This is a genomic window from Bacillus sp. JJ783, assembly GCF_036963225.1.
In the GTDB taxonomy this organism is placed as follows: domain Bacteria; phylum Bacillota; class Bacilli; order Bacillales; family Bacillaceae_G; genus Bacillus_A; species Bacillus_A cereus_U.
The window spans coordinates 1-13234 of record NZ_JBALMG010000058.1 but is presented as its reverse complement, the minus strand read 5'-3'; the positions used below and the strand labels follow the sequence as shown (position 1 = coordinate 13234).

The following is a 13234-nucleotide window of genomic DNA, read 5'->3' as shown; positions in this document are numbered from 1 at the left end:
TGAACTTTTATTAACAGTGGGCTCTCTTCGAATATGTATGGGGAGAGTTGCTGTATGTAAAAGGAAGGAGTGTTTCTTTTGAGAAAAATTGGCATTATTGGTGGCACGTTTGATCCGCCTCATAATGGGCATTTGTTAATTGCAAATGAAGTGTATCATGCTTTAGGGTTGGAAGAGGTATGGTTTTTGCCGAATCAGATTCCACCGCACAAGCAAGGACGTAACATTACGAGTGTGAAAAATCGATTAAACATGCTGCAAATAGCGACTGAGGAAGAAGCATACTTTTCAATTTGTTTAGAAGAGCTAGACAGAGAAGGCCCATCTTATACGTACGACACTATGGTACAATTAACGGAGAAGTATCCGGATGTGCAGTTTCACTTTATTATTGGCGGAGACATGGTTGAGTATTTGCCGAAGTGGTATAACATTGAAAAGTTACTTAAGCTTGTGACTTTCGTTGGAGTTGCAAGACCAGGTTACACATTACATACGCCTTATGATATCGTAAAAGTGGAAATTCCGGAGTTTGCAGTTTCTTCTTCTCTGTTACGTGAGAGATATATGACGAAGAAAACGTGCAAATATTTACTCCCCGAAAAAGTACAGGTATATATCGAGAGGAATGGGTTGTATGAATCGTGAGGAAGCACTTAGTATTGTCAAACAACAAATGCATGAAAAACGTTATATACACACGGTTGGTGTAATGGAAACAGCGATTGAACTTGCCCGGTTATATGGTGTAGATGAGAAAAAGGCAGAGACGGCTGCTATATTTCACGATTATGCAAAATGTAGAGCGATTCCAGAAATGGAAGAGATTATTAAGAGAGAAGCTTTGCCAAAGGATCTACTGCACTATAATAAAGAGTTATGGCATGCACCTGTTGGGGCATACTTAGTAGAAAAAGAAGTAGGCATTACTGATCTTGAAATTCTACAAGCTATTACATATCATACAAGTGGTCATGAAAAAATGACGATGTTAGATAAAGTTATTTATGTAGCAGATTACATTGAACCCGGACGTAAGTTTCCTGGTGTGGAAGAAGCGAGGAAACTCGCATATAAAGATATAAATCAAGCTTTACTGTTTGCTTTAAAGCGAACAATTCAATTTTTAATGGAAAAAGATCAAACGATTTATCCATTAACATTCCAAACATACAATGCAGTTATCAAGGAGGAAATTAATAAATGAAAGATAAAGAGTTATTAGTATTAGCGGCAAAAGCAGCTGATGATAAGAGAGCAGAAGATATGGTTGTACTAAATATGCAAGGTATTTCACCGATTGCAGACTATTTTATTATTTGTCACGGAAATTCAGACAAGCAAGTACAAGCAATTGCACGTGAAATTAAAGCGAAGGCACATGAGTTCGAAATTAACGTACAACGTATGGAAGGCTTTGATGAAGCGCGTTGGGTTTTAGTAGACCTTGGTGATGTGGTTGCTCATGTATTCCATAAAGATGAGCGTAATCACTATAATTTAGAGCGTCTATGGGGCGATGTGCCGCGTGAAGATATTGCAGATGAGCTAGATCAATGAAATACGAACAATTTGCTTTGCTGTATGACGAACTGATGAATGATGTCCCTTATGATAAATGGGTGGAATTCACAGAGGAAAGTTTGCAACAGGCATCTATGAAAGAGGCAAAAATTCTTGACGTAGCATGTGGAACTGGTAACGTAACACTTCCGCTTGTACGAAAAGGTTATGATTTAATTGGTGTAGATCTTTCGGAAGAAATGTTAACTGTCGCACAGCAAAAATTGGGGGGAGAAGGTTATTTTATTCCTTTTTACCAACAAGACATGAGAGAGCTCGATGTTCCTGGTGAATTTGATTGTGTGACAATCTTTTGTGACTCATTAAATTATGTATTGCAAGAAGATGGAGTGCAAGAAACATTTAGAAGAGTTTTCCACCATTTACGTCAGGATGGCTTGTTTTTATTCGATGTACACTCTTTATATAAAATACATCATGTATTTCAAAATGAAACATATACAGTGAATGGCGAAGAAATATCACTTATTTGGAACTGCTTCCCTGGAGAAGAATCAGATAGTGTGGAACATGATTTGACATTCTTTGTACAAGATTCAGAAGAAGATGTGTACCATCGTTTTGACGAATGTCACGTGCAGCGTGCATATTCGGTTGAAGTGTTAACAAAATGGCTTGAAGAAGCTGGGTTTACAGTACTTCGCGTCACAGGTGACTTTGAACGAATTGAAGTGACAGAACAAACAGAGCGCATCTTTTTTATGGCGAAGAAGAATGGATAAAACAAAAGCAACCGATAAGGTTGCTTTTGTTTTATAGAAAAGATGTAGTTTTAGTTCTAGAAAAATAAAAAGATGATATGTGTAAAGTGTAAAAATGCTAGTTTTAGTGAAAATATAGCATGAAAAAGATAAGTATTAATAAAAAGGGTTTGGGATTATGGTGGCGTATTTATTATGTGTGTTTATTGAATTGCTGCTCAACGCATTTTAAATCTTCATCAAATTTCTCATGTGTCCGTTCGATTAATTTATGAAACATATCCCCAACGTGCTCTTCTAAAATACGAATACCTTCTCCTGTAACACCGCCTTTAACGCATACCTTTTCTTGTAAAGTAGGTAATGTAAAAATTTCTTTTTCAAGTAATTTCCCCATTCCAATGACCATTTCACTTACTAAAGTAGTGGCTTCTTCGTGTGTAATATTTGTTTTATCTACAGCAGCGTTAATGAAACATTGTAATAAATAACTAAAAAAAGCAGGGCCACAGCTTGCTATATCAGATGAAACGCGCGTTATATCTTCTTCTATAACAAGGGGAGTAGAAATGTTTTTGAATAGACGAAGTAGTTTTTGTTGCCATTCTTCAGAGCAGTTATTTCCAAAGGTAAATAGTGATGCACCAGATAAGGCGCGGTTTGTGATGCTTGGAATGATACGAGCGACGTGGCAAGGTATAAGTGTTTCTAATTGTGATGGAGATATGGGGCTTGTGATAGAAACTAAGCAATTTTCGTCTGAAAAATAGTCAGCGTATTTTTGTAGAATAGGGTATATATCTATTGGTTTTACGCAAATGAAAATAAGCTGGGATTGTTCGATTACCTCTTGGATTGTTTTGGCTACATGAACAGAAGGGTATTTTTCTTTTATATGATATGCTTTGGCAGGCGTCCGATTAATAATAGTAAGGCACGAAGGTTTGACAGCACGGGTTTCTAAAAATGCATCGATTAGTATATTCCCCATGTTCCCTGTCCCTATAATTCCTATGTTCAATGTTTCATCCCTCCTTCGTAACAGCTTTCTCCTAAACAATATGAATGATGTTATAAATTTATGATTAGAGGTGTAAAATGATGTGGGATTTTTCGAAAAAATGGTTGGGATTAGTGGTTATTATTGGCACTTTGATTTTTCTTTTTTTCTGGAAAACGAATCAGCAAACAGAGCAATCGCTCATTACAACGGAAGTTCAAGCGAAAGATGTGGAGAAAAAAAGTAAACCGAAAGTATTGGATACAAAAGAACAGAAAAAAATAATTATAATTGATGTGAAAGGGGCGGTTGTAAGAGAAGGTGTGTATGAAATGAAAGAGGGGGACCGAGCGAAGGATGCCGTTGAAAAGGCGGGTGGTTTTTTACTAGAAGCAGATGTGAAGAAGGTGAATTTAGCGCAAATTGTACAAGATCAAATGATCCTTTATGTACCGAATAAAAATGAGCAAGTACAAGAGGTGGCCGCTTTTTCAAAGGGCGAGGCAAAGATTCAAATAAACGCAGCTTCTAAAGAGCAACTTGAAAAAATTACAGGCATTGGTTCTCGGAAGGCAGAAAGTATTTTGAAATACCGAGAAGAACACGGTCCGTTTCAGAAAATAGAAGATTTATTAGAAATTGATGGGATTGGTGCGAAGTCTTTAGAGAAAATAAAAGATCAAATTATTATTCCGTAAAAGATTGACGAAGTTTTTCTTTTTTCGCTACACTACAAGTAGACAAAAAAGAAGGTGAAAAATATGGAACGAATTTCATGGGATCAATATTTTATGACGCAAAGCCATCTACTATCTTTACGTAGTACATGTACAAGGCTTGCAGTAGGAGCGACAATCGTTCGTGATAAACGAATTATTGCTGGTGGATATAACGGTTCAATTAAAGGTGGTGTACATTGTATAGACGATGGTTGCTATGTCATTGATAATCATTGTGTTCGTACAATTCATGCGGAAATGAATGCTTTATTGCAATGTGCGAAGTTTGGTGCAAAAACAGAGGAAGCGGAAATTTATGTCACACATTTTCCTTGTTTGCAGTGCTGTAAGGCGATTATTCAAAGTGGTGTTACAGCAGTTTATTATGCACAGGATTATAAAAATCATCCGTATGCCGTAGAGTTATTTGAACAGGCGAGTGTAACAGTGAAGCACGTTCCGCTAGAATATGATATTACATCGCTAGAGGAACAAGAGCGTCATTTGCAGCTAAAGGAATTATTCGCAGCTTTAGAAAAAGATAATTTATCAATGGAAGAATTACAGCGTGTATTCACTAAAGCGAAAATGATGCTATAAGGAGTGAGTATGAGTTGAATGGACAATGGGGCTATGTTGCAATCTCGTTTATAATTGGGATTGCAATTACCTTTTCCACGTCGCATTTGTTGACTGCTTGTTGTTTCGTTTGTTATGTTTTATTTTGTTTATATCGTACTTCGCGTAAAACCTTCATTTTTTGTATGATAGCGTGTTTTAGTAGCGCTATGTACACCACATATGTTCAGAGTTTAAATAAGCCGCTAGGGGAGTCCTATGAAGTTACACGAGGGGTCGTGCAAAATACACCTCTAATTAATGGGGATCGTCTTTCTTTTCAAATTGAAGATCAGAATAAAAACTTAGTGCAGTTAAATTATAAAATACAATCTGCTTCGGAAAAGAAGCGGTTGCAACAATTACATGCAGGTATATCGTGTGCATTTAAAGGGGAGGTGAAAGAACCACAAACTGCCCGGAATTTTCATGTTTTTGATTATCGTAATTATTTATATCAGCAAAAAATACATTTTATATTTGATGTGACATACATTTCTGAATGCCAAAAAACATCGTTGTCACTCGTGCACTGGATTTTTCTTCTCAGGCAACAAACAATCTCGAAAGTTACAGAAATGTTCCCAGAACAATCAGGTGCATTTATGAACGCATTATTATTTGGAGATCGACAACAAATGACGTTTGAAGTAGAAGAGCAATATCAACAATTTGGTCTTATACATTTGTTGGCAATTTCAGGATCGCATATCGTATTATTAATGGTTATAATGTATTTTGTTTTACTAAGAAGTGGTGTGACGAAAGAGACAGCAACAGTATGCCTTATAGTTTGCATTCCTCTATATATGATCGTAGCTGGGGCGTCGCCATCTGTTGTGAGGGCTTCTATAACAGGAGTTTTATTGTTGGTAGCTTTCATGTGCTCTATTCGCTTATCTAGTCTAGACGCCTTAAGTATAACAGCTATATGTATGCTTATATACGATCCGTATCTTATTTTCAACATTGGATTTCAATTCTCATTTGTAGGTAGTTTTGCTTTACTACTATCTGCGCCGATATTATTAGGGCGTAGTAATGGAGTAGTTCGAAATTCTATTTACATTTCTATAATTTCACAGCTCGCTAGTACCCCCATCTTGTTATATCATTTTGGTTATTTTTCTCCTTATAGCATTTTCCTCAATCTTATATATGTTCCTTTTCTATCCATTATTGTATTGCCGTGTAGCATTATTATTCTTATATGTATGCCGGTTATTCCATTTTTCGCAAAAGGAATTGCATATGTACTTTCATTATGTTTAACCATTTCTAATGACTTTCTAAGTTACTGTGAAAGTTTCCCTTTCATCCGACTTACTTTTGGTCAAACTCCTTTATTTCTTGTGGCTATATATTGTTTTAGTATCGTTAGTATATTTGTGATTTGGGAAAGAGTAATAACGAAAAAAATCTTGTGCATAGTTGTGGGTGTGTTTCTTTTTATTAGTACTTGTCATTATGTATATCCATATTTTCGCGAAAGTGGGAGTGTTACATTTCTTGATGTTGGACAGGGAGATGCAATATTAATTCGTCTTCCGTACGATAAAGAGGTTTATCTTATTGATACAGGAGGAGCCCTTCCTTTCAAGAAGGAAGCGTGGCAACAGAAAAAGCATGAATTTTCTGTTGGGCATGATATTCTTGTTCCTTTTTTACAAAAAGAAGGTATAAAAACGATTGATAAATTAATTGTAACGCATGGAGATGCGGATCATATAGGTGCTGCGCTGGATTTGCTGTCATCTATTATTGTAAAAGAAGTTGTATTTGGGAGAAAGGAACAAGATGCTGTATTGGAAAAAGTGGTGAAGAAAAAGGCGTTAGAAAAGAGCATGAAGATAAGTGTAGTAGGAGAAGGGGAAGGTTGGAGGGTAAATGAAGCGGAATTTTTCATATTAGCTCCAAAGGGGAAAGAAAAGGGAGAAAATGACTCTTCGATTGTACTATGGGCCAGACTAGGGGGACTAACATGGCTATTTACGGGTGATTTAGAAGAAGAAGGGGAAAAGTTTATAGTATCGACATATCCTGATTTGCGGGCTAATATTTTAAAAGTTGCTCACCATGGGAGTAAAACATCGTCTACAAATCCTTTTTTAAGCCTTGTACAGCCTAGTGTAGCGATTATTTCTGTGGGAGAGCGTAATAGGTATGGGCACCCGCATAAGGAAGTTATAGAGCGTTTTAAGAAGATGGGTATTGATATATGGCGTACGGATAAGCAAGGGGCTATTTCCTATGTTTTTAATGGAGAAAAAGGAACCTTTCAAAGTAAAATCACATATGATGAAACACATAGAAGATGAAAAAAGAAGACTGCCGTTAAGCAGCAGCCTTTAAGAACCGATGAATTTAATAACAGTTGCAATAATGAAAAGTGTTGCGAAAAAACCAAATGAGACGATAAATCCTACCCCTGAATCAATAGCGTCATTGCGTTTACTTTGAACGTTTTGTTCAAAATCATTCATTTAGAATCCCTCCCCAACATTCCATTTTAGTATAAAATATTGTCAGAAAAAAATCTACAATTTCCATGTGAAGCGAAATAGAGTATTTCTACACTTCTTCTAGTTAGCTAAGTAGCGTGAATTTTTCATTTCCAATCATGTTAACAGTTGGCACTTATACTAAGGTTATTATTGTAAATAATAAAGGGAAGGTGATTACCGCACACCAATAAGAAATCCGGGGCTTATTGCGTGGCGTTTTATATAAATAAAGGGGCGGGTTATAAAGCTCGTCCCTTTGTACTTGTAAAACAAAAGCTAGGGCATTAGTATAAATATATATTGCCAAGTTAGGGAGTAGGAAAAAATATGAGTGATATACATAAGAAGATTAAAAAGAAACAGTTCGCTCCGTTGTATGTACTGTATGGAACGGAAGCCTATTTTATAAATGAAACGATAAAGCTTATTACAACGGAAGCGCTTGAGGAGGAAGATCGAGAGTTTAATGTTGTGACATACGATTTGGAAGAAGCGTATTTAGAAGATGTAGTTGAGGATGCGCATACGCTTCCTTTTTTTGGAGAGCGTAAAGTTATATTAATAAAATCACCATTATTTTTAACGGCACAAAAAGAAAAATTAGAACAAAATATAAAAATTTTAGAAGAATATATTGGGGAGCCATCCCCTTTTTCTATTCTTGTTTTTGTTGCGCCTTATGAAAAATTAGACGAACGAAAAAAAATTACAAAACTATTAAAGAAAACAGCGGATGTAATAGAAGCAAATGCGATGCAAGTGCAGGATGTTCAGAAGTGGATTGTTTCCCGTGCGGATGAGGTGCATGTGCATATTGATAATGCAGCTGTTAGTTTGTTGTTAGAGCTTGTGGGAAGTAATGTAACAATGTTGGCGAAGGAAATGGACAAGTTAACGTTATACGTCGGTATGGGCGGAGAAATTACGCCAAAACTTGTCACGGAACTTGTGCCGAAATCTGTTGAGCAAAATGTGTTTGCTTTAACAGAAAAAGTGGTGAAAAAAGATATCGCTGGTGCGATGCAAATTTTAGACGGATTATTTACACAGCAGGAAGAACCAATTAAACTGCTCGCGTTATTAGTAAGTCAATTCCGCTTGCTCCATCAAGTGAAAGAATTACAACAGCGTGGTTACGGACAAAATCAAATTGCTTCCCATATTGGTGTGCACCCGTACCGGGTAAAGTTGGCGATGAATCAAACGAAGTTTTTCTCTTTTGAAGAATTAAAAAAAGTTATTATAGAATTAGCGGAAGCTGATTATAGTATGAAGACTGGAAAGATGGATAAGAAACTTGTGCTTGAGTTTTTCTTAATGCGGTTAAATCATATGTAGTAACACAAAAAAGTTCACGTACTAAATACGTGAACTTTTTTGTGTATATAAAAAACGATCCGAATGGATCGTTTTTTAAACGCCTTACGCGTTTACTTGTTTCGCTAAGCGAGATTTTTGACGAGCTGCAGCGTTTTGGTGGATAAGACCTTTACGAGCTGCTTTGTCAAGTTTTTTAGAAGCAGTTTTGAAAGCTTCTTTAGCATTTTCAAGATCGTTATTAGTAACTAAAGTTTCTACAGTTTTAACAGCAGTACGCATGTCAGACTTGATAGAAGCGTTATGTGAACGACGCTCTTCGCTAAGTTTAGCGCGTTTGATAGCAGATTTGATGTTTGCCATACTTTTCACCTCCCTGGTGCAATCGAATGACTCGATTCTTACATAGAACAAGTGATATTTTATCAAACGGTGAAGAGAATTGCAATAGTATATCAATGAAATTTCACGTAAAGGAAAGAATGACCTAATATAACTTGGGGAAATCTAACGATATTTACTATGAATTACGGAGGAGATACGATGAAAGAACCATTAGATTTAAGTAAATATAGTGTTAGAACTGACCTTGCTGTAGAGGCGCACCAAATGCTGCAAGAGCGCCAAGAAGAACAAAAAGGGATACAGGGAGTTATTGTAAAAGAGAGGGAAGAAGAGGGCGTTACAATTACAAAAGTAACTATTGATGAAATTGCATCTGAGTCGATGGGGAAAAAACCTGGGAATTATTTAACTCTTGAGGTGCAAGGTATACGACAACAAGATACGGAACTTCAGCAAAAAGTAGAGCGTATTTTTGCAAAAGAATTTTCTTATTTCTTAGAAGAGGTTGGTGTTTCAAAAGAAGCGAGTTGTTTAATCGTCGGGCTTGGGAATTGGAATGTAACGCCGGATGCACTCGGACCGATAGTTGTAGAGAACGTACTGGTGACGAGACATTTGTTTAAATTGCAGCCTGAAAGTGTGGAAGAGGGTTTTAGACCTGTTAGTGCGATTCGTCCAGGGGTAATGGGGATTACAGGAATCGAAACGAGCGATGTCATTTACGGAATTATTGAAAAGACAAAACCAGACTTTGTCATCGCAATTGATGCATTAGCTGCGCGTTCTATTGAACGAGTAAATAGTACGATACAAATTTCTGATACAGGAATTCATCCAGGATCTGGTGTTGGGAATAAGCGTAAGGAACTAAGTAAAGAAACATTAGGTATTCCTGTTATCGCAATTGGTGTGCCAACTGTGGTAGATGCCGTTTCGATTACGAGTGATACAATTGATTTTATTTTGAAACATTTTGGCCGGGAACTGAAAGAAGGAAACAAACCATCACGCTCTTTATTACCAGCTGGTTTTACATTTGGAGAAAAGAAAAAATTAATAGAAGAAGATATGCCAGATGAAAAGAGTCGAAATATGTTTTTAGGGGCTATTGGTACGTTAGAAGAAGAAGAAAAGAGAAAGTTGATTTATGAAGTGTTATCTCCTCTTGGTCATAATTTAATGGTAACCCCAAAAGAAGTAGATGCGTTTATTGAGGATATGGCAAATGTAATAGCAAGTGGTTTAAATGCAGCACTGCATCATCAGATTGATCAAGATAACACAGGGGCCTATACACATTGATGGAAAGAGGCAGAAATAGTTTGAGTCGATTTACGCTGTTATGTATATGCGGTACAGTCTTATGCTTGCTTATGATGATAGCTGGAGTGGCACTCGCTAATCATGGTCTGAAAAGTATGAAGGGGTATCGTCAGCTGTCATATGAACAAATTGCTCATATGACAGGAACAGAAGGCGCTGGGGCTGAATCAGAAATTTCGAGAGATACGTTTTCGGCTATTGAAAAACAAAAACAGTTAGAAAGCTTAAGAAGTTTTAATGTTGTAGAAGGTATCGGTATGGCGATAGCAAGTGTTGCTCGTGATATGACAAAGTTTGGGACGGATATAGTGGTTGGGGCAATAAAAGGGATTTTTAGTTAAGGATAGCAGGAAGGACGGTTGTCTTATTGGTTTGTAAGAGAGTCGTCCTTTAATTTGAAAAAGGTTTGTCTCTTATGGTTTGTTCGCATAAGATATAGATAGAGTGATTTGTATTGTAAGCAGCACGAGTTTTCATTGAATCTTTGCTGCTCTATTGATATAATCAGTGCTAGTGTATATTGGCGAGACTATTAGGAGTTGAGAACATAGATGAATAAAGAAGAAAGAGCAAAAAGACAGTCCAAAATTCGTAACTTCTCCATCATTGCTCACATTGACCACGGGAAATCAACGTTGGCAGACCGTATTTTGGAGAAAACAAACGCGTTGGCACAGCGCGAAATGAAGGCGCAATTGCTTGACTCTATGGAGTTGGAGCGTGAGCGTGGTATTACAATTAAATTAAATGCAGTACAACTAACGTATAAAGCGAAAGACGGTGAAGAGTATATTCTTCACTTAATCGATACTCCAGGACACGTCGACTTTACGTACGAAGTATCTCGTAGTTTAGCGGCTTGTGAAGGTGCAATTCTTGTTGTGGATGCAGCGCAAGGAATTGAGGCGCAAACATTAGCGAACGTATATTTAGCGCTTGATAATAATTTAGAAATCTTACCAGTTATTAATAAAATCGACTTACCAAGTGCAGACCCAGAACGCGTACGTCAAGAGGTAGAAGATGTAATTGGTTTAGATGCATCGGAAGCTGTACTTGCTTCAGCGAAAGCTGGCATTGGTATTGAAGATATTTTAGAACAAATCGTTGAAAAGGTACCAGCTCCAACAGGTGATTCAGAAGAGCCGTTACAATGTATGATTTTCGATTCTTTATATGATCCGTACCGTGGTGTAATTGCATATATCCGTGTTGTAAATGGAACGGTAAAAGTTGGCGATAAAGTACGTATGATGGCAACTGGAAAAGAATTTGAAGTAACAGAAGTAGGTGTGTTTACACCGAAAACAACGCAACGTGACGAGTTAACAGTAGGTGATGTAGGTTTCTTAGCAGCATCTATTAAAAACGTAGGAGATACACGCGTAGGTGATACGATTACACATGCAAAGCGTCCAGCTGCAGGGCCGTTAAAAGGGTATCGTAAATTAAATCCAATGGTATTCTGTGGTTTATATCCAATCGATTCTGCACGTTATAACGACTTACGTGATGCGTTAGAAAAACTAGAATTGAATGATTCTGCTCTTGAATTTGAGCCTGAAACATCTCAAGCTTTAGGTTTTGGTTTCCGTTGTGGTTTCTTAGGTCTGCTTCACATGGAGATTATTCAAGAACGTATTGAACGTGAATTCAAGATTGACTTAATTACAACAGCGCCAAGCGTTATTTATAAAGTGTATTTAACAAACGGTGAAGATCTTATTGTTGATAATCCATCTAATATGCCAGATCCACAGGCTATCGATCGTGTAGAAGAGCCGTTTGTGAAGGCTGCAATTATGGTTCCGAATGACTATGTTGGAGCTGTAATGGAAATTTGCCAAGGGAAACGTGGAACGTTTATTGATATGCAATATTTAGATGAAACACGTGTTACATTGACATATGAAATCCCGTTATCAGAAATCGTATATGATTTCTTCGATCAATTGAAATCAAATACGAAAGGATATGCATCATTTGACTACGAGTTAATTGGTTATAAACCATCTAAGCTTGTGAAAATGGATATTCTTTTAAATAATGAACAAGTGGATGCTTTATCATTTATTGTACATCGTGATTCAGCGTATGACCGTGGTAAAGTAATTGTAGAGAAATTACAGAAATTAATTCCAAGACAACAGTTTGAAGTGCCAATTCAGGCGACTATCGGAAATAAAGTTGTATCTCGTTCTACAATTAAGGCGATGCGTAAAAACGTACTTGCAAAATGTTACGGTGGTGACATTTCTCGTAAGCGTAAACTTCTTGATAAGCAAAAAGAAGGTAAAAAACGTATGAAGTCTGTTGGTTCTGTAGAAGTGCCGCAAGAAGCGTTCATGGCTGTACTGAAAATGGATGATAACTAATAGAGTGAACTATAATTAGTGGGGATTTTTCTATTCTTCGCTAATTATTAGCCCGCACCAATTGTGATAAAAAAAGAAGCCGTTCGTTCGGCTTCTTTTTTTATATGCTACTTTTTAGACATCTTAGCATCTCTCATTTACAATAGTGAGAGAGCTTTTTAGTGATTGATATAGAGTTAGGAGACTATTAATGTCCGAAAATATTCGAAAAGATATTCGAGAGAAAATACAAAAAGGTAATTTTAATTGCGAAAAGGAACTGACGCTTTCTATTATTAGTGGGAAGTGGAAAGTTGTGATATTGTGGCACTTAGGTGTGGAAGGTCCGCATCGTTTTAGTGAATTACAACGTCTGTTCCCGAGCATTTCTCATAAAGTGTTGTCAAATCAATTGAAAGAGTTAATGGAGGACGGGATTGTTGATCGAACAGTATACCCGGAAATTCCTCCGCGAGTTGAGTACTATATGACGGAATTAGGTATGTCGCTTTTACCGATCGTTGAAATGATGTATGATTGGGGAAAAATGCGAATGGAACAAATTCGTAACACTTTATAAAAGTAAAGGACCCTCCGGAACGCGGAGGTTTTCTTTTTAGAAAGGTAGGAGTTATATTTGGTACAAGCTGCATATATTCATATTCCATTTTGTCAGCATATTTGTCACTATTGTGATTTTAATAAAGTATTTATTGAACGCCAACCGGTTGATCAATACTTACAATATTTAGAGAAAGAAATAATAAAT

The 13234-nt window shown here is 36.8% G+C and carries 15 protein-coding genes and 1 pseudogene; 13 read left to right on the top strand and 3 right to left on the bottom strand.

Annotation, left to right across the window (positions count from 1 at the left end; genetic code table 11):
* Window positions 1-78 precede the first annotated feature (78 nt).
* The 4 genes from V7038_RS13420 to V7038_RS13405 are packed head-to-tail and all read left to right on the top strand — an operon-like array spanning window position 79 to window position 2306.
* Window positions 79-648: a nicotinate-nucleotide adenylyltransferase gene (locus V7038_RS13420; protein ID WP_002111920.1), complete on the top strand. Its 570-nt coding sequence runs from the start codon at window positions 79-81 to the stop codon at window positions 646-648.
* On the top strand, window positions 638-1207 hold the full coding sequence (gene yqeK, locus V7038_RS13415; protein ID WP_002111918.1) for a bis(5'-nucleosyl)-tetraphosphatase (symmetrical) YqeK: 570 nt from the start codon (window positions 638-640) through the stop codon (window positions 1205-1207). Before V7038_RS13420 ends, yqeK begins: the two co-directional genes overlap by 11 nt.
* Window positions 1204-1560, top strand: coding sequence for a ribosome silencing factor (gene rsfS / locus V7038_RS13410; RefSeq protein ID WP_000653209.1), 357 nt, complete (start codon window positions 1204-1206; stop codon window positions 1558-1560). Before yqeK ends, rsfS begins: the two co-directional genes overlap by 4 nt.
* The gene (locus V7038_RS13405) at window positions 1557-2306 is read left to right on the top strand and encodes a class I SAM-dependent DNA methyltransferase (protein WP_002111917.1); all 750 of its coding nucleotides are present in this window, start codon (window positions 1557-1559) and stop codon (window positions 2304-2306) included. The genes rsfS and V7038_RS13405 overlap by 4 nt, the downstream gene beginning before the upstream one ends.
* Before the next feature lie 172 nt (window positions 2307-2478).
* Here the strand turns inward: V7038_RS13405 and comER are convergent, their stop codons facing one another.
* Complete coding sequence (gene comER / locus V7038_RS13400) at window positions 2479-3306, bottom strand: late competence protein ComER (RefSeq protein WP_070146888.1); 828 nt, start codon at window positions 3304-3306, stop codon at window positions 2479-2481.
* Window positions 3307-3383: 77 nt separating this feature from the next.
* Between comER and V7038_RS13395 the strand changes: the two genes are divergently transcribed.
* The 3 genes from V7038_RS13395 to V7038_RS13385 all read left to right on the top strand — a co-directional run bounded on the left by V7038_RS13395 (window position 3384) and on the right by V7038_RS13385 (window position 6940).
* The gene (locus V7038_RS13395; RefSeq protein ID WP_335470499.1) at window positions 3384-3983 is read left to right on the top strand and encodes a helix-hairpin-helix domain-containing protein; all 600 of its coding nucleotides are present in this window, start codon (window positions 3384-3386) and stop codon (window positions 3981-3983) included.
* Between the two features lie 63 nt (window positions 3984-4046).
* Window positions 4047-4604 (top strand): ComE operon protein 2, encoded by a 558-nt coding sequence (locus tag V7038_RS13390; protein ID WP_002088698.1) that lies wholly within the window; start codon window positions 4047-4049, stop codon window positions 4602-4604.
* Window positions 4605-4618: 14 nt separating this feature from the next.
* The gene (locus tag V7038_RS13385; RefSeq protein ID WP_335470497.1) at window positions 4619-6940 is read left to right on the top strand and encodes a DNA internalization-related competence protein ComEC/Rec2; all 2322 of its coding nucleotides are present in this window, start codon (window positions 4619-4621) and stop codon (window positions 6938-6940) included.
* Window positions 6941-6970: 30 nt separating this feature from the next.
* Here the strand turns inward: V7038_RS13385 and V7038_RS13380 are convergent, their stop codons facing one another.
* Entirely contained in the window at window positions 6971-7105 is a 135-nt protein-coding gene (locus V7038_RS13380) for a YqzM family protein (protein ID WP_000997609.1), read from the bottom strand.
* 348 nt (window positions 7106-7453) lie between these two features.
* Here V7038_RS13380 and holA point away from each other — a divergent pair, with 348 nt between their 5' ends.
* Window positions 7454-8464, top strand: coding sequence for a DNA polymerase III subunit delta (holA, locus tag V7038_RS13375; RefSeq protein WP_002034073.1), 1011 nt, complete (start codon window positions 7454-7456; stop codon window positions 8462-8464).
* Window positions 8465-8548: 84 nt separating this feature from the next.
* On the opposite strand, the gene rpsT is transcribed toward holA, so the two are convergent.
* Window positions 8549-8806: a 30S ribosomal protein S20 gene (gene rpsT / locus V7038_RS13370; RefSeq protein ID WP_002088694.1), complete on the bottom strand. Its 258-nt coding sequence runs from the start codon at window positions 8804-8806 to the stop codon at window positions 8549-8551.
* Window positions 8807-8986: 180 nt separating this feature from the next.
* Between rpsT and gpr the strand changes: the two genes are divergently transcribed.
* From gpr to V7038_RS13345, 5 genes and pseudogenes are all read left to right on the top strand, one after another.
* Entirely contained in the window at window positions 8987-10090 is a 1104-nt protein-coding gene (gpr, locus tag V7038_RS13365) for a GPR endopeptidase (protein WP_335470495.1), read from the top strand.
* Window positions 10090-10452, top strand: a complete 363-nt coding sequence (locus tag V7038_RS13360; RefSeq protein WP_002199322.1) for a YqxA family protein — start codon at window positions 10090-10092, stop codon at window positions 10450-10452. The genes gpr and V7038_RS13360 overlap by 1 nt, the downstream gene beginning before the upstream one ends.
* 210 nt (window positions 10453-10662) lie before the next feature.
* Window positions 10663-12486 carry an elongation factor 4 gene (gene lepA, locus V7038_RS13355; protein WP_002111909.1) on the top strand — a complete coding sequence of 608 codons (1824 nt, stop codon included), beginning with the start codon at window positions 10663-10665 and terminating at the stop codon, window positions 12484-12486.
* 190 nt (window positions 12487-12676) lie between these two features.
* Window positions 12677-13045, top strand: a complete 369-nt coding sequence (locus tag V7038_RS13350) for a winged helix-turn-helix transcriptional regulator (RefSeq protein ID WP_002111908.1) — start codon at window positions 12677-12679, stop codon at window positions 13043-13045.
* Between the two features lie 57 nt (window positions 13046-13102).
* Window positions 13103-13234: pseudogene (locus tag V7038_RS13345) on the top strand (radical SAM family heme chaperone HemW); the annotation flags it as partial.